This window comes from Pedococcus sp. P2_E2, from assembly GCF_056403955.1.
In genome coordinates this window covers 13,554-35,451 of the sequence record NZ_JBFUEM010000010.1, presented here as the reverse complement: position 1 = coordinate 35,451, position 21,898 = coordinate 13,554, and the positions used below count along the sequence as shown (strand labels likewise).

Annotated in this window: 24 protein-coding genes and 1 pseudogene; 12 read left to right on the top strand and 13 right to left on the bottom strand. The window is 70.8% G+C overall.

Annotated elements, in window-relative coordinates:
* The first annotated feature begins 17 nt into the window (after positions 1-17).
* From AC1DWR_RS18385 to AC1DWR_RS18365, 5 genes are read left to right on the top strand one after another with little or no spacing between them, the layout of a single operon-like run.
* Positions 18-578 (top strand): GNAT family N-acetyltransferase, encoded by a 561-nt coding sequence (locus tag AC1DWR_RS18385; protein WP_477624924.1) that lies wholly within the window; start codon positions 18-20, stop codon positions 576-578.
* Positions 575-1,411, top strand: a complete 837-nt coding sequence (locus AC1DWR_RS18380) for a uracil-DNA glycosylase (RefSeq protein WP_477614808.1) — start codon at positions 575-577, stop codon at positions 1,409-1,411. Before AC1DWR_RS18385 ends, AC1DWR_RS18380 begins: the two co-directional genes overlap by 4 nt.
* Entirely contained in the window at positions 1,411-1,974 is a 564-nt protein-coding gene (locus AC1DWR_RS18375) for a GNAT family N-acetyltransferase (RefSeq protein ID WP_477614807.1), read from the top strand. The genes AC1DWR_RS18380 and AC1DWR_RS18375 overlap by 1 nt, the downstream gene beginning before the upstream one ends.
* A 23-nt stretch (positions 1,975-1,997) precedes the next feature.
* Entirely contained in the window at positions 1,998-2,978 is a 981-nt protein-coding gene (locus AC1DWR_RS18370) for a quinone oxidoreductase family protein (RefSeq protein WP_477614806.1), read from the top strand.
* Between the two features lie 30 nt (positions 2,979-3,008).
* The gene (locus AC1DWR_RS18365; RefSeq protein WP_477614805.1) at positions 3,009-4,178 is read left to right on the top strand and encodes a DNA polymerase IV; all 1,170 of its coding nucleotides are present in this window, start codon (positions 3,009-3,011) and stop codon (positions 4,176-4,178) included.
* A 51-nt stretch (positions 4,179-4,229) separates the two neighbouring features.
* Here AC1DWR_RS18365 and AC1DWR_RS18360 read toward each other — a convergent pair whose 3' ends face one another.
* The 3 genes from AC1DWR_RS18360 to AC1DWR_RS18350 form a co-directional block, all read right to left on the bottom strand.
* Complete coding sequence (locus AC1DWR_RS18360) at positions 4,230-4,592, bottom strand: hypothetical protein (RefSeq protein ID WP_477614804.1); 363 nt, start codon at positions 4,590-4,592, stop codon at positions 4,230-4,232.
* Between the two features lie 68 nt (positions 4,593-4,660).
* Positions 4,661-5,341 carry a LuxR C-terminal-related transcriptional regulator gene (locus AC1DWR_RS18355; RefSeq protein ID WP_477614803.1) on the bottom strand — a complete coding sequence of 227 codons (681 nt, stop codon included), beginning with the start codon at positions 5,339-5,341 and terminating at the stop codon, positions 4,661-4,663.
* Positions 5,328-6,701 (bottom strand): ATP-binding protein, encoded by a 1,374-nt coding sequence (locus tag AC1DWR_RS18350; RefSeq protein WP_477614802.1) that lies wholly within the window; start codon positions 6,699-6,701, stop codon positions 5,328-5,330. The genes AC1DWR_RS18355 and AC1DWR_RS18350 overlap by 14 nt, the downstream gene beginning before the upstream one ends.
* A gap of 125 nt (positions 6,702-6,826) precedes the next feature.
* On the opposite strand from AC1DWR_RS18350, the gene AC1DWR_RS18345 reads away from it, so the two are divergent.
* Both AC1DWR_RS18345 and AC1DWR_RS18340 read left to right on the top strand, forming a co-directional pair.
* The gene (locus AC1DWR_RS18345) at positions 6,827-8,275 is read left to right on the top strand and encodes a PspC domain-containing protein (RefSeq protein WP_477614801.1); all 1,449 of its coding nucleotides are present in this window, start codon (positions 6,827-6,829) and stop codon (positions 8,273-8,275) included.
* Positions 8,276-8,280: 5 nt separating this feature from the next.
* Positions 8,281-8,736 (top strand): hypothetical protein, encoded by a 456-nt coding sequence (locus tag AC1DWR_RS18340; RefSeq protein WP_477614800.1) that lies wholly within the window; start codon positions 8,281-8,283, stop codon positions 8,734-8,736.
* Positions 8,737-8,743: 7 nt separating this feature from the next.
* Here the strand turns inward: AC1DWR_RS18340 and AC1DWR_RS18335 are convergent, their stop codons facing one another.
* Both AC1DWR_RS18335 and AC1DWR_RS18330 read right to left on the bottom strand, forming a co-directional pair.
* Complete coding sequence (locus AC1DWR_RS18335) at positions 8,744-9,472, bottom strand: NUDIX hydrolase (RefSeq protein WP_477614799.1); 729 nt, start codon at positions 9,470-9,472, stop codon at positions 8,744-8,746.
* Positions 9,469-10,608, bottom strand: coding sequence for a glycosyltransferase family 4 protein (locus tag AC1DWR_RS18330; protein ID WP_477624923.1), 1,140 nt, complete (start codon positions 10,606-10,608; stop codon positions 9,469-9,471). Before AC1DWR_RS18330 ends, AC1DWR_RS18335 begins: the two co-directional genes overlap by 4 nt.
* A 35-nt stretch (positions 10,609-10,643) precedes the next feature.
* On the opposite strand from AC1DWR_RS18330, the gene AC1DWR_RS18325 reads away from it, so the two are divergent.
* From AC1DWR_RS18325 to AC1DWR_RS18315, 3 genes are read left to right on the top strand one after another with little or no spacing between them, the layout of a single operon-like run.
* The gene (locus tag AC1DWR_RS18325) at positions 10,644-11,477 is read left to right on the top strand and encodes a PIG-L deacetylase family protein (protein ID WP_477614797.1); all 834 of its coding nucleotides are present in this window, start codon (positions 10,644-10,646) and stop codon (positions 11,475-11,477) included.
* A complete protein-coding gene (locus AC1DWR_RS18320) occupies positions 11,474-12,607 on the top strand; it encodes a lysylphosphatidylglycerol synthase transmembrane domain-containing protein (RefSeq protein ID WP_477614796.1) in 1,134 nt (377 codons plus the stop codon). The genes AC1DWR_RS18325 and AC1DWR_RS18320 overlap by 4 nt, the downstream gene beginning before the upstream one ends.
* On the top strand, positions 12,604-13,059 hold the full coding sequence (locus AC1DWR_RS18315; RefSeq protein ID WP_477614795.1) for a hypothetical protein: 456 nt from the start codon (positions 12,604-12,606) through the stop codon (positions 13,057-13,059). The genes AC1DWR_RS18320 and AC1DWR_RS18315 overlap by 4 nt, the downstream gene beginning before the upstream one ends.
* Before the next feature lie 119 nt (positions 13,060-13,178).
* On the opposite strand, the gene AC1DWR_RS18310 is transcribed toward AC1DWR_RS18315, so the two are convergent.
* The 5 genes from AC1DWR_RS18310 to AC1DWR_RS18290 all read right to left on the bottom strand — a co-directional run bounded on the left by AC1DWR_RS18310 (position 13,179) and on the right by AC1DWR_RS18290 (position 17,232).
* Positions 13,179-14,000 (bottom strand): type 1 glutamine amidotransferase, encoded by an 822-nt coding sequence (locus AC1DWR_RS18310; RefSeq protein ID WP_477614794.1) that lies wholly within the window; start codon positions 13,998-14,000, stop codon positions 13,179-13,181.
* Positions 13,997-15,325: a DUF1727 domain-containing protein gene (locus AC1DWR_RS18305; RefSeq protein WP_477624922.1), complete on the bottom strand. Its 1,329-nt coding sequence runs from the start codon at positions 15,323-15,325 to the stop codon at positions 13,997-13,999. Before AC1DWR_RS18305 ends, AC1DWR_RS18310 begins: the two co-directional genes overlap by 4 nt.
* 104 nt (positions 15,326-15,429) lie before the next feature.
* Positions 15,430-16,284, bottom strand: coding sequence for a DUF2182 domain-containing protein (locus AC1DWR_RS18300; protein ID WP_477614792.1), 855 nt, complete (start codon positions 16,282-16,284; stop codon positions 15,430-15,432).
* Positions 16,285-16,288: 4 nt separating this feature from the next.
* The gene (locus tag AC1DWR_RS18295) at positions 16,289-16,888 is read right to left on the bottom strand and encodes a DUF1326 domain-containing protein (protein ID WP_477614791.1); all 600 of its coding nucleotides are present in this window, start codon (positions 16,886-16,888) and stop codon (positions 16,289-16,291) included.
* Positions 16,889-16,938: 50 nt separating this feature from the next.
* Positions 16,939-17,232 carry a YgaP-like transmembrane domain gene (locus tag AC1DWR_RS18290; RefSeq protein WP_477614790.1) on the bottom strand — a complete coding sequence of 98 codons (294 nt, stop codon included), beginning with the start codon at positions 17,230-17,232 and terminating at the stop codon, positions 16,939-16,941.
* A 49-nt stretch (positions 17,233-17,281) separates the two neighbouring features.
* On the opposite strand from AC1DWR_RS18290, the gene AC1DWR_RS18285 reads away from it, so the two are divergent.
* Positions 17,282-18,283, top strand: a complete 1,002-nt coding sequence (locus AC1DWR_RS18285) for an AraC family transcriptional regulator (protein ID WP_477614789.1) — start codon at positions 17,282-17,284, stop codon at positions 18,281-18,283.
* A gap of 30 nt (positions 18,284-18,313) precedes the next feature.
* Here the strand turns inward: AC1DWR_RS18285 and AC1DWR_RS18280 are convergent, their stop codons facing one another.
* Entirely contained in the window at positions 18,314-19,039 is a 726-nt protein-coding gene (locus AC1DWR_RS18280; RefSeq protein ID WP_477615315.1) for a hypothetical protein, read from the bottom strand.
* A gap of 63 nt (positions 19,040-19,102) precedes the next feature.
* Positions 19,103-19,420, bottom strand: a pseudogene (locus AC1DWR_RS18275) (FHA domain-containing protein); the annotation flags it as partial.
* A gap of 1,617 nt (positions 19,421-21,037) precedes the next feature.
* Between AC1DWR_RS18275 and AC1DWR_RS18270 the strand changes: the two are divergent.
* A complete protein-coding gene (locus AC1DWR_RS18270) occupies positions 21,038-21,298 on the top strand; it encodes a hypothetical protein (RefSeq protein ID WP_477624921.1) in 261 nt (86 codons plus the stop codon).
* A gap of 109 nt (positions 21,299-21,407) precedes the next feature.
* Here AC1DWR_RS18270 and AC1DWR_RS18265 read toward each other — a convergent pair whose 3' ends face one another.
* Positions 21,408-21,872 (bottom strand): hypothetical protein, encoded by a 465-nt coding sequence (locus tag AC1DWR_RS18265; RefSeq protein ID WP_477614787.1) that lies wholly within the window; start codon positions 21,870-21,872, stop codon positions 21,408-21,410.
* Between the last annotated feature and the right edge of the window lie 26 nt (positions 21,873-21,898).

The following is a 21,898-nucleotide window of genomic DNA, read 5'->3' as shown; positions in this document are numbered from 1 at the left end:
CTCATAGGCTCGAGATCGTGACCCGTCTCGTCGTCCCGGATGTCCGGTACCAGGACTCCTACCTGGCCGCGACCGACGAGTTCACGGTGTCCGGGGAGCAGCGCGACGGTGATGGCGACCTGGCCCAGCCCGCCGAAGCGGGATACGAGGGTTACCAGTTCACCCGTGAAGGCCTGGAGGACCCCGCCGAGTTCGCGCGTTTCGTGGCGCAGCGACGGCGGGCCGCCGACGAGGACGCACCGCGGAGGTCCGGCTGGACCGCCTGCACCTTCCGCTGGATCGTCGACGACACCGACTGGTACGTCGGATCGCTCGCGCTGCGCCACGAGCTGACCGACTACCTCCTGCGCGAGGGCGGTCACATCGGCTACAGCGTCCGGCCGACAGCCCGCCAGCGTGGCCATGCGCGTGAGGCACTGCGCCTGGCCCTGCCCATCGCGCGCGACGAGCTCGGTCTCGACCGGGTGCTGGTGACCTGCCTGGAGGACAACGAGGCCTCGAGACGAGCCATCGAGGCGAACGGCGGCGTCTACGAGGACTCGCGCAACGGCACCCGCCGCTACTGGATCGAGCTGTGAACGTCGACCCCCACCCGGTCACGGGTGAGCGGTTCGAGTCGCCGGTGCCGCCGGGCAGCGGCTGGCCGGGCGACCCGGCGTCGGCCGCCACCCCTGTGGCCCGCAACGCGTCCCAGACCGACGCACTCGCCTGCACCTCACCCGATGTGGCCGAGCTCGATGCCCGGATCTCGGTCTGTCGCGCGTGTCCGCGACTCGTCGAGTGGCGTGAAACCGTTGCGACACAAGGCCGCCGGGCCTCCTTCGCGGACCAGCCCTATTGGGGCAGACCGGGGCCGGGCTTCGGCGACCCAGCTGCCCAGGTGCTGGTCGTGGGGCTGGCTCCCGCTGCCAACGGCACCAACCGCACGGGACGGATGTTCACCGGCGACCGGTCGGGCGACTGGCTGTATGCCGCGTTGCACCGCGCCGGGTACGCCAGCCAGCCGCAGTCGTGGGCGAGCGGTGACGGGCTGGTGCTGCACGGCATACGCATCATCGCAGCGGTGCGGTGCGCTCCGCCGGCCAACAAGCCCACCACGACGGAGCGGGCCGCCTGCGCGCACTGGCTGGACCGCGACCTCGAGCTCGCCGCGCCGGGGTTGCGGTCGATGCTCGCACTGGGCTCGATCGCCTGGGACGCGACGCTCGGCAGTGCCCGACGACTCGGCTGGGACGTGCCACGCCCCAAGCCGCAGTTCGGGCACGGGGCGGAGACAGTGCTGGTGTCCCCCGACGGGCGGCCGGTCCGGCTCGTCGGGAGCTACCACGTGAGCCAGCAGAACACCTTCACGGGCAAGCTCACCGAGGCGATGCTCGACGCGGCGATCGCCAGGCTGCGACCGGTGCCCTGATGGTGCTGCTCGCGGTGCCCCACCTGCGGTTCCGCCATTCGTTCCTCGCTGCGGCGGACGAGTTCCGCGCCAACGGGGAGTCGGCTCACGACGGGGTGCTCAACTGGCCTGCCGAGGGCGACTTCCCGGGCGTCGTGTTCACACGGGAGGGCCTGGAGGACCCGGCCGAGTTCGCCCGGCTGGTGGCCAACCGGGTTGGCGACGCCGAGCCGACGAGCGTCCGGCCACCCCGCTGGACCACGGCGACCTACTGGTGGCTGGAGGACCCCGAACTCGCCGACGAGTTCGTGGGGTCGATCTCGTTGCGGCACCACATCGACCACCCCCTGCTGGCGACCGTCGGCGGTCACGTCGGCTACTCGGTGCGCCCGAGCGCCCGCCGCCGCGGTTTCGCCAGCGACGCGCTGCGACAGGTCGTGCCGCGGGCGGCGGCACGCGGCATACCGAGGCTGCTGGTGACGTGCGACCTCGACAACGTGGCATCGGCGCGGACCATCGAGGCCAACGGGGGCGAGTTCGAGGGCGAGCTGCGCGGCAAGCGGCGCTACTGGATCGCCACCTGACCTCGACGCCTATGGTGTTGGGCATGGCCATGTCGCGCGCCCTCGTCGTCCCCCGCAACGGTGACTCCTCGGTCCTGGAGGTCCAGGAGACAGAGGTGGCACCGCCCGGTCAGGGCGAGGTGCAGGTCGAGGTCGCGGCGGTCGGGGTCAACTTCATCGACGTCTACCAGCGACAGGGCGTCTATCCCCTCTCCACCCCGTTCGTCTCGTGCTCCGAGGGGTCCGGCACCGTCACGGTGGTGGGGCCAGGGGTTGACGACGTCGCGGTCGGCGACCGCGTCGCCTGGGGCGCCGGCCTCGGTGCGGCCGGCTCCGTGGTCAACCGGGCCGCCGACTCACTCGTGCCCGTGCCCGACGGGGTCGAGCTGGACGTGGCGGCCGCGGCGATGCTCCAGGGCATGACCGCGCACTACCTCGTCAACTCGACGTATGCCGTGGGGCCGGGGACCGTGGCCCTCGTGCACGCGGCTGCGGGCGGCGTGGGGCAGCTGCTCGTGCAGATGGTGACCGCCAAGGGCGGTCGGGTGATCGCGACCGCCGGGTCGCCCGACAAGCTCGAGATCGCTCGCGGCCTGGGGGCGGAGACGGTGATCAACTACCGGGAGTCCGAGGACCTCGCCGCGGAAGTGCGAGCGGCCAATGGTGGCAACGGAGTCCACGTCGCCTACGACGGAGTCGGCAAGGCGACGTTCGACGCCTCGCTGGCGTCGCTGCGCCCCCGTGGGCTGATGGTCCTCTTCGGTGGTGCCAGTGGGCAGGTGCCGCCCTTCGACATCCAGCGGCTCAACGCCCTGGGCTCGCTGTTCCTGACCCGCCCGACCCTGGGCAGCTACACCGCCACCCGCGAGGAGCTGCTCGAACGCGGCACCTCGGTGCTCGGCGACATCGCAGCCGGACGGCTGGCGATCGAGATCGGCGGACGCTACCCGCTCACCGACGCGGCGACCGCCTACGACGACCTCGAAGCCCGCCGGACGACCGGCAAGCTGCTGCTGGTCCCCTGACCTGACACCGGAGCACGGCAGGATGGGCCCATGGCTCCCGCCGCTGACGCCGTGCCGTGGGTGCTGCACGTCGACCTCGACCAGTTCCTCGCAGCGGTCGAGATCCTGCGGCACCCCGAGCTGGCCGGTGTGCCGCTGATCGTCGGCGGTCGCGGCGATCCCACCGAGCGGGCCGTGGTGTCGACAGCCTCCTACGAGGCGCGTGAGTTCGGGGTCCGGTCAGGCATGCCGTTGAAGGTCGCCGTGCGCCGGTGTCCCGAGGCGGTGCTCCTGCCCGTCGACTTCCCGGTCTACGAGGAGGCGTCCGCGCGGGTCATGGAGGTGCTCAGGGGTATGCCGGGTGCGGTCGTGGAGGTGCTCGGCTGGGACGAGGCCTTCGTGGGGGTGACGACCGACGACCCCCTGGCCTATGCGCAGGCGATCCGCGCCGCCGTGCTCGAGGCCACCGACCTGCACTGCTCGGTCGGCATCGGCGACACGAAGGTGCGGGCCAAGATCGCCACCGACTTCGGAAAGCCCCGGGGGGTCTTCGAGCTGACCCGCGACAACTGGTTCGAGGTCATGGGCGACCGTCCGACGATCGCCTTGTGGGGCGTGGGTTCCAGGATCTCGCAGCGGCTGGCGTCCCACGGCTACCAGACGGTGCGCGACCTCGCCGAGGCCGACGAGGCGACCCTGGCGGCCGAGTTCGGGCCGACCATGGGCCCGCACTACGGCCGGCTCGGGCGCGGGGTGAGCTCCGCGACCGTCGACGACACCCCGTGGATCGCCCGGGCCCACGGACGCGAGACGACCTACCAGGCCAACCTCGTCGAGCCCCAGCAGGTCGAGGTCGCGATCCGGGCGTTGGCCGAGCAGGTGGTCGAGGACATCCGTCGCGAGGGCAGGGCCTGCCAGCGCGTCTTCCTCAAGGTGCGGTTCGCGCCGTTCTTCACGACCAACCGGGTCCGCAAGCTGACCGAGCCCACCTTCGACGTCGACGTCATCGCCTCCACCGCGCTGGCCCTCCTCGCGGCCCTGGCGGACGACCGCCCCATCAGGCTCCTCGGGGTCCGGGCCGAGATGGTGCCGCCCGAGGGTGGCTACATCGACCCACGGACCACCGGACGCGGCGGTCCGAGTGCCAGGGCCGCCGGCACCGGGGGCGGTGTGGAGGACTCCTCGCCGGGAGCGACGGCGGACACCTCGCGCGAAGGATGACCGGTCAGCGCGCCCCCCGCTGACCGGTCGGCACGCTCGAAGGCGCCCGGCTCAGTTCCAGAGCGCTGCGACCGCGACGTTGAGCACGCCCAGGGCGCCCGACGCCATCACGAGTCCACGGTTGAGGGGAGCGCCACGCTTGGCGCGACCGCGGGCGATCTCGATGCATGCGGCGGCCGCGATCGCGACGACCAGCTTGACCCCGATCTTGGGGTGGTTGAGGTCCTTGTCGAGCGAGGAGATCGCCTCGGCCATGCCGACCAGGACCAGACCGGTCAGGACCTGGGCGCGGGCGCCGATCGACATCAGCTCGACGGTGTCGAGCCCCTTGCGCGCGAAGGCGGCCCAGCCGCCGACCAGCGCTGCCATGCCCAGGAGGTGGAGCACCACGACGAGGTTGTAGACGAAGTCCATGGCCTCACCCTAGCCCGCAGGGTTGACCACCAAGCCGTGCGGATCGCCTGCGAGACCCACGCCCTCGTTCAGAGCAGGCGACGGCCCATGGCCCAGGCGGTCAGCTCGTGACGTGACGACAGCTGGAGCTTGCGCAGCACCGAGGAGACATGCGTCTCAACGGTTTTCACCGAGATGAACAGCTCCTTGGCGACCTCCTTGTACTGGTATCCGCGCGCGATGAGTCGCATGACCTCGCGCTCGCGGGCCGAGAGCCGGTCGAGCTCCTCGTCGACCTGAGCCACCTCGCCGGCCGCCGCACCGAACGCGTCGAGCACGAAGCCGGCCAGCCGCGGAGAGAACACGGCGTCGCCGTCGGCCACGCGCTGGATCGCCCGGGTCAGGTCGGTGGCACTGATCGTCTTGGTGACGTAGCCGCGCGCCCCTGCGCGGATCACCGCGATGACGTCCTCGGCGGCATCCGAGACCGACAAGGCGAGGAACCGCACCGGCTGGCCGTCCGCGGTCTCCAGCCCCTTGCAGCCGTGCAGCACGTCGATGCCACCGTTGCCGTTGCCGCCCGGCAGGTGCACGTCGAGCAGGACGACGGGCGGCTTGGTCTGGCGGATCACCGCGATGGCGGAGTCCACGTCGGGCGCCTCGCCCACGATGGAGACCGTGGTGCCGAGCTCGGCACGGACTCCCGAGCGGAACATGCGGTGGTCGTCGACGAGGACGACCTCGACCGGCTTCTTCTCAGGCGTGTTCACGGGTCTCCTCCGAGACGGGTTGCGGATTATCTGGGTCGGACTGGGGCTGTGGGTGTCGCTGGGCCGCAGGCAGGGTGAGGCTGACCTCGGTGCCCTGCTCGAGGCGGCGGACCCTCGCGGCACCTCCGTGCCGCTCCATCCGCCCGAGGATCGACTGACGGACACCGAGCCGGTCCTCGGGGATCTCGCTGACCTCGAACCCCGGCCCGTGGTCGCGCACGAAGGCCTCCACCCCCGAGGGTCCGACCTCGAGGTAGAGCGAGACGGGCGGGGCCCCGTGGCGGACCGCGTTGTGCAGGGACTCGCGCACAGCACGGACGAGGGCCTGCCCGCCGTCGTCCAGCGGCCGGTCCCCGGTCGACACCACCTCGATGGGCGTGCCGTGCAGGTCCTCGACCTCGTGGGCGGCCTCGACCACCGCGGTGGCAAGGCTGGCATCGGAGTCGGAGGGGCCGGCATACAGCCACGAGCGGAGCTCGCGCTCCTGGGCACGGGCGAGCTGGGTCACTGCGCCGGCGTCGCCGGCCTTGCGCTGGATGAGCGCCAAGGTCTGCAGCACCGAGTCGTGGAGGTGGGCCGCGATGTCGGCGCGTTCGGTCGCGCGGGCGAGCTCGGCCTGCTCGTGGCGCAGGTCCGACCAGAAACGAAGGGCCCAGGGGGCGGAGATCAGGGCCACACCGGCCAGGACCGCCAGGACCGCTGCGCCGATGTCCCAGATCGCTGCGAGGGACCGGCCGCGCGTAGCCATGATGACCAGGCCGGTGAGGGCCAGCACCCCACCGAACGCGAGGCGCGCAACGCTGAATCGCCTTGTCCCCGTTTCGGATCCGAGCCAGCGCCCGCGCTGGGAGTCGTCGAGCTGGGACCAGGCGAGAACCGCACCGGCGGCCACGACCAGGAGGGGGACGAGAATGCCGAGGCGCGCGTTGAGACCGGCGTTCTGGGCCACGACGACGAGGCCGATGCCGAGCAACAGCCCACCCACGAGAAGCACGCGGGTCGCGTCCCGCTCGATGGTGCCCGTCACCGGATCGGGCTGGGTGCGGCCGGCTGCCGCGACCGCTGCCGCATCAGCCGGGTCGACCGCGCGACGACCGGCCCGGACCATGCCACCCCGGGACTGTGGCGTGAGCGCCCACAGGAAGATGTAGGCCACCAGCCCGGCTCCGGTGGGGATCGAGATCAGCACGAACCCCAGCCGGATCCACCGAACCGGCCAGCCCAGGTGCTGGGCCAGACCGACCGCGACGCCGCCGATCACCTTGCCCTCGACGGGTCGCGTGAGGGTCGGGCGAGCGGCACGGCGCTCTGCGGCCCTTGCCTCCGCTGGGGGGACGGGCCGCTCGTAGGGAGTCGGCATGTCCTCATCCTGACGCACGAACCGGTGGATGCCGAGCAGATTCAGGGTGCGCGGACGCTGCTTCAGGGTCAGTTCAGGGTCGACCCTCATGGCAGGGCCCCCGTCGCACGGACACCATTGATGACATGACGCAGACCCCTGGGCCGACCGCCGGCCCGACGAACCCCACCCACGCGACCGGCCTCGACCGGTTCTTCGGCTGGATCCGCTCCGTGGACCTTCGCCGGGACGCCGACGACAAGTGGCTGGCCGGCGTGTGCTCCGGCATCGCCACGCGCCTCGGTGTGGACCCCATCGTCATCCGGGCAGCCCTGGTGCTCCTGGTGATCCTCGGTGGCGTCGGCATCACCATCTACCTCATCGCCTGGGCCTTCCTGCCCAACAACCGCGACGAGATCGTCGCCGAGAAGGCGCTGCGCGACGGTGACGTGCTCGGGATCATCCTGCTCGTCATCATCGGCCTGTCCCTGGTCGGCGGTACCGGTCTTGCCGGCGACACCCCCGGCGTCGGGTGGATCTGGTGGGTCGTGGTTCCCATCGGTCTCGTCGTCTGGCTGGTGACCCGCAACCGCGACGGCAAGGCCCGCTCGCAGACGCCGTACGGGCCGAACCCCTATGCACCGGCTCCCTCCGGCCAGGCCCCCTACGCGCCGAGTCCCTACGCGCCGGCTCCCTACGGCGAGGCTCCCCACGCGGCCACCGGGACGTGGGGCGCCGAGGGCGGGTACCCGCAGACCACCGCCACCGCGACCGTGGCCACCGCGAGCGCCTCGCCCGCGACCTTCACCCCAGAGACCCAGGAGTATGCCGCCGTGCCACCGACCACCTACGCCCCCGCGCCCGCGGACACGCCTCCGGGCGGCACCTACTTCGCTCCACCCACCCCGGCCGCTCCGCAGCCACCACGTCCCCCCAAGGTGCCGCGTCGACGCAGCGGTGGCTTCGTCTCGGTGCTGCTCATCGGCGGCCTGGCCGTCGCGGCCTACGGTGCGACGCTGTCGATCCACCGGGCGGCCCACTGGGCCGGCAGCGACGAGACGGTGGCCATGGCTGCCGCCCTCGGTGTCCTCGGCCTCGGCACGCTGGTGCTCGGCCTGCTGGGCCGACGGGCTGGTCTCACCGGCTTCCTGGCCATCGTGCTCGCCCTCGTCACGTGGACCGCGTCGGTCGTGCCCGACGTGACGTTGGGCGGAGGTGTCGGCGAGCGCACGTGGCGTCCCTCGACCAGCGACACCACGTCCTCCTACCGGCTGGGCATCGGGTCGGCGGAGCTCGACCTCGCCCGCGCCCAGGACAACCCCGGCACGGCTCGGGAGATCGAGGCCCGCGTGGGCATCGGCGAGCTGAGGATCTACATCCCCTCGAACCTCACGGTCGAGGTCCGCAGCTCGGTCGCCGCCGGGGACATCTCCCGCGTCGACAGCCCTGACCTCGGCACCAATGGCGACCCTGTCCCGCTGGACAACGGCGACGGCCGCAACATCAGCACCGTGGAGACGTTCGGCACGGGAAGTCCCGACGTCGTGGTGACCGCGCACGTCGGCCTGGGCCAGATCCTGATCGGCAAGGAGTGACCGCGATGACCAACCCCGAAGCACCCCAGGACGAGACGACACAGGTGGAGCAGGCAGTGCAGACCCCCACGACCCAGTCCGACCCGACCCCGAGCGACCCGACCCAGGCCGACGTGACCCGGACGACCGAGCGGACCGAGCAGCTCGACACCACGGACGCGACCCGCGCCATCGAGGTCGACGAAGCGCCAGTGTGGGCCGAGCCCACCGACGCCCGGGTGGCCGCCGACGATGCCGGCTGGCCCCCCGCCATCCCGGAACGCCCCAGCGGCCCGCACGCCCCTGCCATCGTGCTGGGACTGGTCTGCCTGGCCGTGGCGAGCATCGTGCTGGCCCAGGAGGTCGGGAGTCTGAGCGTCGACTGGGGCGACATCGGCCCACTCGGGATCGTGGCGGCCGGTGCCCTGCTCGTGCTGTTCGGGCTCGCCGGGCTGCTCAGCTCACGACGCAAGTCGCAGTGACGCAGGCCTAGCCGGCAAGCCAGCGCTTCATGTGCGGCGCGAACGAGCGGCTCAGGTAGTAGTGCTCGAGCTCGTCGCGCCGCACCCAGCGCACCGCCTCGGTCGAACCCCCCACGTCGTGGACGACGGGGTCGGTCGGCTGAGGGCACCACGCGGCATACACGATCCGCACGGCGTGGAAGTCCTCCAGGCGCCCGCTGGGCGCCCGGCCGATCCAGTGCGAGGTGTGCGCCTCGAGCAGGCGAACGGCTTCCACCTCCTGGCCACTCTCCTCCCAGACCTCGCGGTGCAGGGCGGCCACAGGGGCCTCGCCCGGGTCGAGCCCCCCGCCGGGCAGGGTCCACCGCCCGGGCGCGGAGGTGAGGGCGGACAGCTCGGTGAGCAGGACGCCGCGCTCGCTCGTGACCACGCCGTAGGCCGCGGCGCGCTGGTACGGGCGCGCCTCCTCCCCCGGCTCGAGCACGAGCCCCGGGTCGGTGGGCACCGGGCTGGCGACGCTCGCCACGGCTGAGGCGGCGGTCACGGTGTAGGTGAAGAGGAGAGCGCCGTCCGCGTCGCGCTCGGCGTCACGCAGCAGGGGACGTGACCACCCGAGGCGAGCCAGCTCACGGACCGGGTCCGCACCGTGCCCCAGGACGAACTCGGCCACCACGCGACCTCCGGCGGCGTTGGCCCGGACCATCACCCGTTCACTGCTGGACGGGGGCCCCTGGCTCGGCGTGGGGGTCTCGGTCACGAGGCACCGGCCCGCCGGTACTCGGCCTCGGCGAGCGCGGCGACCGAGGGCCAGTCCTGCGCGGGCGCGACGGTGCGGTTGGTCTCGGTGATGCCCTGGCGCAACTCGGGGTCGCTGAGCAGCCGCGCCAGTCCGCGGGCGAGGGCGTCGTCATCGGGTCCGAGGAGTCCGTTGACACCGTCGACGACGAAGTCGCCCACCCCGGTGTCCTGCCGCGCGACGACGGGAAGCCCGGCGGTACGCGCCTCGAGGGCGGCGATGCCGAAGGCCTCCAGGCGGGCGGGAGTCAGGTAGATGTCGCTGTCCCAGTAGCGATCCCGGAGCTCATCCCGACCCACGCGGCCGCGCATGGACACCCAGTCGGTCATGTCGTGGTGGGCGGCGAACCGTTCCAGCCGCCGTCGCTCCGGCCCCTCCCCGAAGAGCGTGAGGCGCATCCGTGGTCCGGAGCCGCCCGAGGTGGAGACGAGCTCCTTCGCCCTGGCTGCGACCTCGAGGACAGCAAGCGGGCGCTTGCGCGCCGCGAACCGCATCGCCGCCACGACCTCGACCGGAGCGTCAGCCGCGCGGGCCGGGCGCGGCGGCGGCCGCCACACGCTGGTGTCGATGCCGTTGGGAAAGACGCGCACCTCGGTGCCCCGACCGACCACGGCTTGCACGGAGGCCGCCGCGACACCGGAGACCGCGGACAGGGCTGCCCCCTTGGCGCCCCATCGCCGAGCGTGGCCGAGGGCGCGAAAGAGGGGTTGCGAGCGCTCCATCAGGCAGTGCCAGGTGATCGCGGTGGGCATCCCCAGCCCCAGCGCGACCCCCGCCAGATCCGTGGCGAACGGGCTCACCACCCCCATGTGGACGTGGGCCACGTCGAACCCACCCGCCTGAAGCCGTCGCCGTACCTCCGGTGGCGCGAACGGGTTGACGGGCAGCTCCCACGGGAGGCGGACCGCCATCCGGTGGACAGGCACGCCGTCGACGTCCTCGATGAAACCGTGCCGCTCGCCGCGCTCCCCGACCGTGGCGGTGAAGACCTCGACCTCGTGTCCGCGGGACCGCAGCTGGGCCGCGAGGTCGTGCGTCTGGACCTCGATCCCACCCAGCCTGGGCAGGTAACAGTCGGTCAGCAGGGCCACCTTCACGGACCTGAGCCTGCCATGCGTCAGGATGGCCCGTGATGACCCACACCCGGAAGCACACCCTGGTGGCCTTCCACGCCCACCCCGACGACGAGGCCCTCCTCACCTCGGGGACGTTGGCGCGGGCAGCGGCAGAGGGCCACCGGGTGGTCGTCGTGGTGGCCACCGACGGCGCCCTCGGCCTGGCTGCGGACGCCTACGTCGCCGACGGGGGGTTGGCCGCGCGACGCCTTGAGGAGCTGCGCCGGTCGGCGTCCGCGCTCGGGGTCGCCCGCGTCGTCTACCTCGGCTACGCCGACAGCGGCATGGGACCCGAGCTGCTGCCCGACCCGCCCGAGCGAGTCCGGTTCATCCAGGCACCGCTCGAGGAGGCCGCCGCCCGGCTGGCCGAGATCCTCCGCGACGAGGACGCCTCGGTGCTGACCACCTACGACCGCAACGGCGGCTACGGACACCGCGACCACGTCCGCGTCCACGAGGTCGGCCAGCGGGCGGCATACCTCGCCGGCACGCCGCGGGTGCTCGAGGCGACGGTCCCGCGCGACACGATCGCGCGCGCCGTCCGCCTCGCGGCCAAGGTCTACCCGTTCCCCCCGGACTTCGACCTGGCGGCGTTCAGCCGCGCGTTCAGCGCCAGGTCCGCGATCACGCACCGCATCGACGTGCGCCGGTATGCCGCGGCGAAGCGGGCTTCGATGCGCGCGCACGCCTCCCAGTCGAGCGCGGACGGTGGGGCAGATCGCACGCTCGCTGCGTTCCTGCGGATCCCGCGGCCGGTGTACGACCTGGTCTTCGGACGCGAGTGGTTCATCGACCCGGCCCGACCGGCGGGGCTGCCGGTGTCGCACGACGTCTTCGAGGGGTTGGGGTGACGAGCGAGAGGGTTGAGCCCGCGGGTGACGCGGCCGACGCACGCGAGGTGGCCGACCGTGAGCCGGCACAGCCGCGCAGGTCGCGGTCGCGGGTTCGCACGGTCGTGCAGGCCGGGGTCGGCCTGGCACTGGCGGCCGTGCTGCTGGTCTACGTCCTGCCCCGCCTGGCCAAGACCAACTGGTCCGACGTGTGGGCGGTCCTGTCTCACGTGCCGCCGACGACCTTCGCGCTGCTGCTTGCGGGGGTCGTGGTGGGGCTCTACTGCTACACCTTCACCCTCACGGGTTCGCTGCCCGGCCTGAAGCACTGGCAGGCGCTCATCGTCAACGTCGCAGGTTCCTCCGTCGGCAACCTGCTGCCGGGCGGAGGGGCGGCCGGTCTGGCGGCGACCTACACGATCTGCCGGTCGTGGGGCTTCTCGCGGCGCGACATCTCGACCTCCGCCATCGTCACCGGCGTCTGGAACGTCCTGTCCCGCGTGGCACTGCCCCTCATCGCGATCTTCGCGTTGTTCGCCGGACGCGACTCCGACGTCCCACCGGCGCTCGGCGACGCGGCTGTCGCCGGTGCGCTGACCGGTGGGGTGATCCTCGCGGTCTTCGTGTCGATCCTCGTGTCCGAGCGGGCCGCGATCGCGATCGGCCAGGGCATCGACAAGGTCATCGGCCGGCTCTGGCGACGGCGCAGCATGAGCGTGCGGTCGCTCGTCATCGACCTGCGCCTGCGGATCAACGACGTGGTGCGCACCGGGTGGCTCAGCATGACGCTGGGGCTCGTCGGCTTCTTCGGGGTGTACTACCTGCTGTTCCTCGTCTGCATGCACACGACGCGGGTCGACCTCTTCTATGGGCAGCTCTTCGCCGCCTATGCCATCGGCCGGCTGCTCACCGCCGTCGGGTTGACCCCCGGGGGGCTCGGGATCACCGAGAGCGGCACCGTCGCGGCCCTGGTGGCCTGGGGCGCGAATCCGGCCGACGCCCTCGCTGGCGTCGTGCTGTTCTCGTGCTTCACTCACCTCATGGAGATCCCGTTGGGGGCCCTCGGCTGGGCGGCCTGGACGGTCAGCCCCAAGAGCACGCACGCCGACGAGGCCGACGACGCCGCCGCGAGCCTGGAGCGACCGACGTGAACGGGCCGACAGCCGCCGGCGAGGGAGCCGACGTGGGCAAGGGCAACGACGCTGGTGAGCGCGCCGACTACCACGTGCGCATGCAGAAGGAGCGGCGGGCCCGTGAGTCGGCGAAGGCGCAGGTGCTGCTCGACGAGTTCGTCCGCACCGCCCGCGACCGGGGCCTGGCCACCACTGAGCTGTCGGCGCGCACCTGGCGCGGTCCCCGCCGCTACAGCACAGGGGTGCGTGGCTGGTACCTCCGGCGGGACCGCTCGGTCGCCGTCGACTCCGACGGCCGCTACTACGTGCTGCTGGTACCCCCACGACCGCTGGCCCGGTTCCGCGGCGTCGAGATCGACCCGAGCGACCCGCCCCTGCAGGTGGGCGAAGGCGCTCGCGACGGCGAGTCGATCGCGTTGTCCGAGCTGATCCGGTTGCGGCTCGAGGCCGGCGACGACTTCTCGACCTGACCGGGCTTTCCCGCCCGCGTCCTTCCGACTTGTTGCCACCTGGTGGTCACGCAGCCCCGGTTTCGGGCGCCTGGTGACGACCTTGCGGCAACAAGTCGCGGTGGGGAAGACCAGCCTGCTCAGCGCTTGACGAGTCGGCGGACCTGACGGGTGCGCGCTTCGTCGGCGATGACGTCGTCCTGGGCCTCCGGCTCGAACGGGCGCCCGGTTGCCTGCTCGGCGGCGAGCCCGATCAACGCGTCCGCAAAGACCGGGTTCGCCGGCAGGATCGGTCCGTGCAGGTAGGAGCCGAACACGTTGGCCGTCCGCGCACCTTCGGTGCCGTCGGTGCCGTTGTTGCCGAACCCCGACCGCACCTTCCCGAACGCCGCCTGCCCCGCGCCGAGAGTCGTCGACCCAGAGTGGTTCTCGTACCCCACCACGTCGCCGAAGTCGGTGGTCAGCACGACCGGCCCGATCATCCGCTTGGCATTGCCCTGGGTGGTGACGTCGAGGATGCCCAGCCCCGGCAGCCGCTTGCCGTCGACGGTGATGAACGCGTTCCCGAGCAGCTGGTACATCCCGCAGATCATCAGCATCGGCGTCCCGGCGTCGGCCAGACCACGCAGCCGGTCGGCGATCTGCTCGAGGTCCGCCTCGACCCGCACCTGACCGGAGTCCTGGCCACCGCCACCGACCACGAGGTGCGCGACCTCGGGAAACTCGCCGCCCGGGTGGTGCTGGTGCACGACCGGGCTGTAGCCGTGGCGCCGGATCCGCGCCGCCAGCGTCCGCGTGTTGCCGAGGTCGCCGTAGATGCTCATCTCGCGCGGGTAGAGGTGCACCACGTGGATCGCGCCCTTGCCCGCGCTGTCGGCGTCCGGCACGCGCGCCGAACCCGCCGGCTCGCCGGGGATGTGGACGTCCTGCGGGTATGCCGCGGAGTCACCCGAGGTGGTCATGACGCCTCCTCGCCGATATCGGGCAGGTCGTAGCGGGCGGCCAGGGTGCGGCGCAACGCCATCATGGCCGTGTAGGTGCAGAAGATCCGCTTGGGCTCGTCGGGGTGCTGGGCGAGGAACGCGTCGAGCGCCTCGTCGAGGTCGGGCTCCACCGCCGCCACTGGGACGTCGTCGTACTGGAGCCGCAGCGCCATGTCGTAGCCGCGGACACCGCTCGTGATCGTGACGCCGCGGGTCCGCAGGCTCTCGAAGCTCACGTCATAGAGCCAGGAGACGTCGCGACCGTCCGCGTAGTTGTCGTTGATCGCGATCATCGTCGCGACCGGGGTCGAGCCATAGGTGCCCAGGGCCACGGTGAAGCCGGCCGGGTTCTTGACCAGCACCAGCTCGAGTGGCTGGTCGTCGACCATGACCACCTCACCGCGACCGAACGGCGGGGTGACCGCTCGCAACGCCTCGGCCGCAGACGCTGGGTCGAACGCATCGCCCAGCAGCATCCGGGCCGTTGCCGTGGCCGCCGTGGCGTTGATCATGGCGGCGAGTCCGCGCTGCTGGAGCTCGAGCGGCCCGACCGTGCCGCTGGCCGGCCCGCCCTCGCCACCGCCTGCGCCGAACACGACCTCGAAGGTCCGTTCGTCGGACGGCTTGAGCAACCCGTCGTCCGGCCCTGCCACCGGCGCGACGAAGTCGTCGTCGAACCGGACGTCCTGCTCTTGGAGCTCGGGCAGCCGGTCGGCGATGGACGCGTCGACCCCGAAGTACTGCACCGCCACCCCTTCGGCGATCCGGTCACGGATCCGCGAGACGAAGGAGTCGTCGAGGTTGAGCACCACCCCCACCGTGGCCTGCTCGGCGAGAGACGCGAGCAGCTTTGCGGTGTGGTCGATCTCGGCGAACCGGTCGAGCTGGTCACGAGCGACGTTGAGCAGCAACGCATGCGTCGGCCGGACCGCGGCGGCGAACTTCAGCGCGTGGGCCTCGTCGAGCTCGAGCACAGCCATGTCCGCCTTGAGCCAGCCGCGGACGGGCAGCTCGCCGAGCATCGAGGAGATGACCCCGCGGGTGAAGTTCGAGCCGGTCGGGTTGGTGAAGACGGTGCGTCCGTGGGCGCGCAGCACCGCGACCAGCATCTTGGTGGTCGTGGTCTTGCCGTTGGTGCCGGTGACGACGACGATCCCGCCGGGCACGCCGGCCAGCGCATGGGCGAGGAACCCGGGGTCGATCCGCTCGGCGACCAGGCCCGGGAGCGCCGAGCCTCCGCCGCGCAGGCGCGAAGCCGCCCGCGCCGCCTTGCCCGCGACCACCGCCGCCGTAGTCCTCAGCACGCCCCAAACCCTAACCGCCCGCGGTGCAGCGGCGAGCACGCGGCATACCCAAGGCAGTGACGTATGCCGTGCGGCAGGTCACGCGCGCGACGTCGACTGGGCCTTCAGGAGCCCATCGGCGACATCATGGGCGCGGTGTCGTGGGTCGGGACGGTGAGGCCCGGGAGCACGTCCGGTGCGGCGAGGACGAGGACGCCCAGGGCGAGGAGGACCAGCGCCGTGCCGTAGGTGGCTGTGCGGCGCCACGGGAGGATCTTCTCGACGGCGATGAACCCGGCGACGATCGCCATCCAGGTCACGCTCATGACGCCCAACGCGAAGAGCGACGCCATCAGGGCCCAGCAGCAGCCGACGCACCACGCGCCGTTCTTCGCGCCCATGCGGAGGGCTCCCGACCAGCCGCCGCGCCAGGAGCCGAGGAGGGTGCCGAGGGGACTCCGGCACTTGCCGAGGCAGACGTTCTTGAGCGGGGTCAGCTCGTAGCCTGCGGCGAGGACCAGGATGGCTCCCGCGATGGGGCGACCGGCGCGATCCCACGCCAGGTCGCCCCCAGCCGCGCGGCTTGCCCCCACGCCGATCAGGAACGCGACGACGCCGGCACCGAGCCAGGTCAGGAGGTAGCCGGTGGTGAACACCAGTGGCTTGAGGCGCGACTTCCCGCTCATGCGGGCGTAGAGCGCGATCGTCGGGGCGACCGACGGGAACATCATCGCGGTCATCATGACCACCCAGACGCCGAGGAACCAGCCGAGGGTGCCGAGGGCGGTCCAGGGGCCGTTGTCCATGCCTCGCATCTGTTGGACCGTCCACCACCAGGCAGCGCCGGCGAGCGCGAAGAGAACGACGACCAGCCCCCAGTGGGCGCGGCTGGCCGCGAGCGCGGGACGGAGGTCTCCGCGAGTGGAGGTCGCCGCGGGGGCCGCCGAAGTCGCCGGAGGCGCCGACCCGAAGTCGGTCATTCGCTCAGGCGGTCCACGCGAAGTCGGACTTCGAGAGCCCGGTCTTTCCTTCGTACTCGATGCCGAAGGCGTTGATCCTCGACCGCTTGGCCTCGGCCATCGTCAGGTCGGAACCAGCAGGGTGGAACATGCCGGAGAACTTCACCGGCTCACCGGACTCCACCCCGAACGGCACGATGTCCCCGATCTCGAAGTCGATGACATCCCCGATTCTCACGCTGTGCCGCAGCCCGTCGTCCTCGACGTCGATCGTGGCGCGCTCGACGCCCAACATCTCACCGATCAGCGGCGCGAGTCCCGCCATGGGCCCCCCGAGCTGGCCGCTGAAGACCTGCACGAGCTGTTCGAACTGCGCGTCCGACGCGGCATCGACGAACACTCCGACCCGCCAGCCCCCCTCGGTCATGACCTTGGGCGTATCCGCGATCAGGGCGACCTTGCAGCCGGCGATGTCGGTGCTGTCGACCCCTCCCTCCTTGATGTTGAAGACGAGGGTCACGCGACAGAAGTCGTAGGTGGCTCCGTGATCCAGGGACAGGTTGCACGGGCACATGAGCTCGCACGAACACGTCTCGACATAACTACCCGCCAGGTTCCACGACATTGGACCCTCCTTGCCCCAGAGCCCCAGTGTCCCGCCGCATTTCGAGAGCGTCAACGGCCTCGGAGCGCGGCGTTCCGGCGGATCGTCTCGCCCCGGAGCGGCCCGCCCATCGCGGCACTGATCCAGCAGATGTCGAAGGTGCCTGCGGTCAGCGGGAGCAGTCCGAAGACCCCTGCCGCGAGCCCCCACCAGTGCTCGCGGAACGCCACCGCGAAGGCGAGCCAGGCCACGCCGGCGACGAACCGGAACGCGCGGCCGCTCGGCCCGTTGATCCACTGCGAGAACGGGGTCGCGTTGAACCTGTCGGCCCGGGACACCGCCACCTCCAGTTGGTCGAGCTGCATCGCCGTCTCCTTTGGTTCCTTTGTGCTTCGTCCTGACACACTCAGTCTCATGACGATCGGGCGCTCCGACCATGACCGGGATGCCGCAGGAGCTGATCGATCCGCCGCACTTTCGAATGCGTTGGCTCAGGTCCAGCTCTCCGGCGCGATCTTCCTGCACAGCGAGTACACCGAGGCGTGGGCCTACGAGTCGATGGCGTCGCGGGACCTGGCCGCGGTGTTGGCCCCCGATGCCGCACAGATCGTGATCTTCCACGTCGTCGTCTCCGGCAGCTGCTGGATCGAGGCCGGTTCCCACATGGTCTGGGCCCACGAGGGCGACGTCATCGTCCTGCCCTACAACGACCAGCACCGGATGGGCGGGCACGAGACGGCTGAGATCGTCCCGGTGATGCAGCTCATCGACCCGCCGCCGTGGAATGCGTTGCCGCACATAGTCCATGGCCTCGGAGGTGCACGGAGCGAGCTCGTGTGTGGCTTCCTTGCCTGTGACGACCGGCTGTTCGACCCGAGCCTCGGAGTCTTCCCGCCCGTCTTCGTCGTCACCCCACCGGAAGGACCGGTCCGCAAGTGGGTCAAGGCCAGCAGCGACCTGGTCCTCCAGCAGACGAGCCAGGTCTCCGACGACCGCATCGCGGCACCGACCGACATCCCGCAACTGCTGCTGCGCGAGGTGCTCAAGCTGCACCTGGCCAACGCGCCGGCCACCGATACCGGCTGGCTCGCTGCCCTGCGCGATCCCGTCGTCGCCCCGGCGCTGGCTGCCATCCACGGCGACCCGGGCCACAAGTGGACCCTCGCCGAACTCGCCCGCGAGGCAACCGTCTCTTCGACCGTGCTCGACGAACGGTTCCGCTCGGTGCTGGGTCTCGCGCCGATCCGCTACCTGACCGGCTGGCGGATGCACGTCGCGGAGGACCTGCTGCGCACCACGACCTTGCCGGTCGCTGCGATCGCTCCGAAGGTCGGCTACGAGTCGGAAGAGGCCTTCAGCCGCGCCTTCAAACGCGACCACGAGCTGGCCCCCAGCATCTGGCGCACCGCACGCTGAAGCCCGGGTCTCGCGGGATGGGCGAAGGAGTCAGGACGGCGGAGGAACAAGCGGGATCTTCTTGACTGACACCGCGTTGCCGAAGGTGAAGCTCAGCGTGACGGACGCGACACTGTCGTCGAAGTGTCCTTCGAACCGAAGGGTTCCACGTTGCAGGACATCGCGAGTCAGGGTTGGCGACCAGTGACTTCCCAGGACATCGACGTCAAGGGTGGTCCCGTCCGAGCCCGTGAGCTGTGCGAAGCCCGCGGGCAGCTGGACAACGCTGTCGCTCGAGCTGAGCCCCGTGAGCTCGACGGAGGTGCTGCGCGTGTCCTGGAGGACCTGGCTGACGGTGAGCCGGACCTTGCTGTTGCCTCCCACCACGGGGGCTCCCGAGAGCCTGTTCACGCTGCTGAAGTGTCCGACGACTGCGCGGACACCTGCGGTAACGGCCACGCCACCGACGCCGAGGACCAGCAACACCGTGAGGACGCCTGCCATCGCCCGACCACCGCGACCCCGCCGCGCCGGAGGTGGACGCCAGCCGACGGAGGGTTCGTCGTTGAGGGTCTGCGTCTCGTCCGCGTTGCCCCACTCGCCCACCAGAGCGGTTGCCATGCCGAAGACCACCGTCGCCGCCGGGGCCAGAAGCCAACGGGACCACTGGTTGCCGCTGTGCGCGAACAGGGTCGTCAGTGAGTTGGCGACGATACCGAGCACACTGACCACAGCCGAGATGGTCAGCACCTTCCGCAGGTTGCGGCGTTTCGGCACCGGTCGAGGCGATGTGGAGGGCGGCGGTTGACGACGCGCGGTGGGCGCTGGTTGGCGGAAGACGAACGTGGTCTCTCCGACCCTCACTCGGTCACCGTCCGTCAAGGGCGTGTCGGCCTGGATCCGACGGTCGTTGACGAACGTCCCGTTGCGAGACCCATGGTCAGCCAGGACGTATGCCGCGCCGTGGCGGCGCAGCGTCGCGTGTCGACGCGAGACGTTGGGGTCGTCGACCCAAAGATCGGCAGTTGGCTCCCGACCCAGTGACGCCTCCGTCGGACCTTCGCGAAGCGGCCACGAGGTCCCGTCCGCAGCATCGACCAGCCATGCAGTCGCGTCTCGCCGCCCGCGCTCGTGAGTGCTGGGGTCCCCATCGCCCATGATCCCCTCCCGCGGCGCTGATGGATGCCTCGCCATCCAACGGCGCCTCCACCCCGATGGTCCCGCGGAAGTCGGTCGATCGCAATCGAGTTGGCAGCTGCGCGAGCCAAGCGGATCGATGGGTATGCCGCCGCCGGCACCTTCACCGAGCTGGTCACCACGGCGCGAGCCCAGATCGCCGATTTCCCATCCTTCGTCCATCTTGGGGGGGTACCGTTCTGTGCCAGGTCGATGGTTGGCCCGCAGACCCAGACCCTGTCTGTTGAGTGATCGACGTCCAGATCCAGGACGGCCGCTCCACACCAGGGGGTTGGAGCGGCCGTCCGTTCCTGGCCGGTCACCCTGCGTCGCCATGCGGCCGGTGGAGGCCGAGGAGGCGGGTTACGAGACCCGAGCTGGCTCATGTGTCGCCCTGGGACGTACGCTCACGCCACCCGTGACGTGAAGGTGGAACACCCGTCCGAGACGGTCTCTTGCCGGTGGGCGGAAGCCAGCCGGTCGGCGTCGCGTTCGGGAAGGAAGCCAGAGTCTCGGCAACAGTCGTGGCAGACCGCGACGGCTCTTGGGCCAAGGTGGACGACCTCGATCAGGTGAGGATGGCAGGGCTCCTCACCTCCGTGTTGGTGGTCGCGTCGATGGACCGCGTCGACAGTGCAGGCGGCCACCGGGCCATCGGACTTCTCTTGTGTCGAGTCGAACATCGGGGCCGCCCTTCCGGAGGTCGTGTCTCTGCCTCCATCGAACCCCTACCCAACGCTGTGGCCAATCGGGCGATGTGCCGGACTCCCCCGACAAACGGAGGAGCTTGGATCGGGTGATCGCCAGACCCGCCGGAGCACGCGACTCGAAACGTGGCCGAGCATCCGACAAACGGGCCGACCATGGACATACCGCGTCGAAAACCCATGAATGGCACCGATGTTCACCAAACTGAGGTTGCTGACCCATTGTGAACGCTACGGCGCTGAGTAGCATCCAACACGGGCGACGCAACGCATCCGGCAATGGGCCGGATCCTACGCACCCTTCTGACGGGAAGGATCCACGATGTCTCGACCCAACTGGCGAGTTTCCTTGGTGGTAATCGGTTCCGCTGTCCTGCTCGTGACGGGCACGCAGGCCGTCGCCGCCAAGGCTCCACCGTCTCAAAGCGTGTCCGCCTCGGGCATCATCAAGGCCTGCTACCAGAAGAACCAGGGGATGCTGCGACTGCTCGTCGGGAGCAAGACATGCCGACACTCGGAGGTCCCGATCTCCTGGAACATGCAGGGCATCCAAGGACCCGCCGGGCCCGCTGGGCCCGTTGGCGCAACTGGACCCGCGGGACCCGTTGGCCCCATGGGTGCCACAGGACCTGCCGGACCTGCGGGACCTGCCGGACCTGCCGGACCTGCCGGGCCTGCCGGGCCTGCCGGGCCCCAAGGCGCGCCGGGAATCACCGGGCTTGCCGGGCTGACGTGTCCGACCGGGCAGTCCGTGACGGGCTTCTCGGCGACTGGCGCGTTGGTGTGCAGCGGGACGACACCGCCGCCCACCTGCTCCTCCACGACACTGACGAACACGATCACCGGCATCAAGGACAATGACTTCGCACAGCACTGGCCCGGTGGAACGGTCATGCTGGGCACAGCCACCTGCAACGTCACCCTCCAGCGTCCGTCAGGCAGCATCCTGCTGATCGGCACCCTCGGTGACGCGTGGCAGATCACCGGGAGGACGGGCTTCGGCGCGGCCACCCTGACTGTCAACCAGCCGAGCTGCAACTCGCCGGCGGCGATCCCGAACGTGACGGCGAACCGGCCCTCGTGTTCGTCCGCCTACGTGGGGATCCTCGGTGGCAGCCTCTCGACCGCCTCGGTCTCCATCGCGGCCAGCTGACCGCTCACAACACACAGCTCAAGGGGGGCCGGTCCTGCGACCGGCCCCCCTCCTCGTTGATGCACTGGTCGGGTCCAGCACTTCACCGTCCAGGAAACAGGCGTGTCAACTACGGCTCACGGTGCGCGGTGCGAGGGCGCAACCATCGGCGAGCTCCCGCCGCGGCGAGGGCACCAAGGCCCAGCAAGACTCCGATGTAGATCCCGTTGAACACCAGGGCAATGAGGAAGTTGATCGGCATGGGAAAGACGGGCTCGCCCCCTTCAGGCACCCAGTGAGCGAGCAGGAACTGGGTGGTAGTCAGCACGAACGCTCCATAGAGGGCGCACCGCACGATGCTCGAGGAGCGTCGCGTCCAACCGATGGCGAACCCGAACAGCACCGTGGCCACCAACACTGTGGCCCTGAGACCGACCGCCAGTTGATAGTCCGAGACGGAGGGCTCTGGGGCGTTGAGGAACACCGGCGCCCGGGTGGCGACCAGCGACAGGAGCCACACGATCAGCGCCGTGAGCAGGTACCTGTTCCAAGGCTGCGGCATCACCCGTCGGATCGGACTCGCGAACAGCTTCATGGCACCTCCTACGCGGTTTTCCATGT

Coding starts and splice junctions, on each gene's coding strand:
- AC1DWR_RS18375 (WP_477614807.1), top strand. CDS start 1,411: ATGGTGCTGCTCGCGGTGCCCCACCTGCGGTTCCGCCATTCGTTCCTC.
- AC1DWR_RS18370 (WP_477614806.1), top strand. CDS start 1,998: ATGGCCATGTCGCGCGCCCTCGTCGTCCCCCGCAACGGTGACTCCTCG.
- AC1DWR_RS18365 (WP_477614805.1), top strand. CDS start 3,009: ATGGCTCCCGCCGCTGACGCCGTGCCGTGGGTGCTGCACGTCGACCTC.
- AC1DWR_RS18360 (WP_477614804.1), bottom strand. CDS start 4,592: ATGGACTTCGTCTACAACCTCGTCGTGGTGCTCCACCTCCTGGGCATG.
- AC1DWR_RS18350 (WP_477614802.1), bottom strand. CDS start 6,701: ATGCCGACTCCCTACGAGCGGCCCGTCCCCCCAGCGGAGGCAAGGGCC.
- AC1DWR_RS18345 (WP_477614801.1), top strand. CDS start 6,827: ATGACGCAGACCCCTGGGCCGACCGCCGGCCCGACGAACCCCACCCAC.
- AC1DWR_RS18340 (WP_477614800.1), top strand. CDS start 8,281: ATGACCAACCCCGAAGCACCCCAGGACGAGACGACACAGGTGGAGCAG.
- AC1DWR_RS18325 (WP_477614797.1), top strand. CDS start 10,644: ATGACCCACACCCGGAAGCACACCCTGGTGGCCTTCCACGCCCACCCC.
- AC1DWR_RS18310 (WP_477614794.1), bottom strand. CDS start 14,000: ATGACCACCTCGGGTGACTCCGCGGCATACCCGCAGGACGTCCACATC.
- AC1DWR_RS18300 (WP_477614792.1), bottom strand. CDS start 16,284: ATGACCGACTTCGGGTCGGCGCCTCCGGCGACTTCGGCGGCCCCCGCG.
- AC1DWR_RS18295 (WP_477614791.1), bottom strand. CDS start 16,888: ATGTCGTGGAACCTGGCGGGTAGTTATGTCGAGACGTGTTCGTGCGAG.
- AC1DWR_RS18290 (WP_477614790.1), bottom strand. CDS start 17,232: ATGCAGCTCGACCAACTGGAGGTGGCGGTGTCCCGGGCCGACAGGTTC.
- AC1DWR_RS18285 (WP_477614789.1), top strand. CDS start 17,282: ATGACGATCGGGCGCTCCGACCATGACCGGGATGCCGCAGGAGCTGAT.
- AC1DWR_RS18270 (WP_477624921.1), top strand. CDS start 21,038: ATGCTGGGCACAGCCACCTGCAACGTCACCCTCCAGCGTCCGTCAGGC.
- AC1DWR_RS18265 (WP_477614787.1), bottom strand. CDS start 21,872: ATGAAGCTGTTCGCGAGTCCGATCCGACGGGTGATGCCGCAGCCTTGG.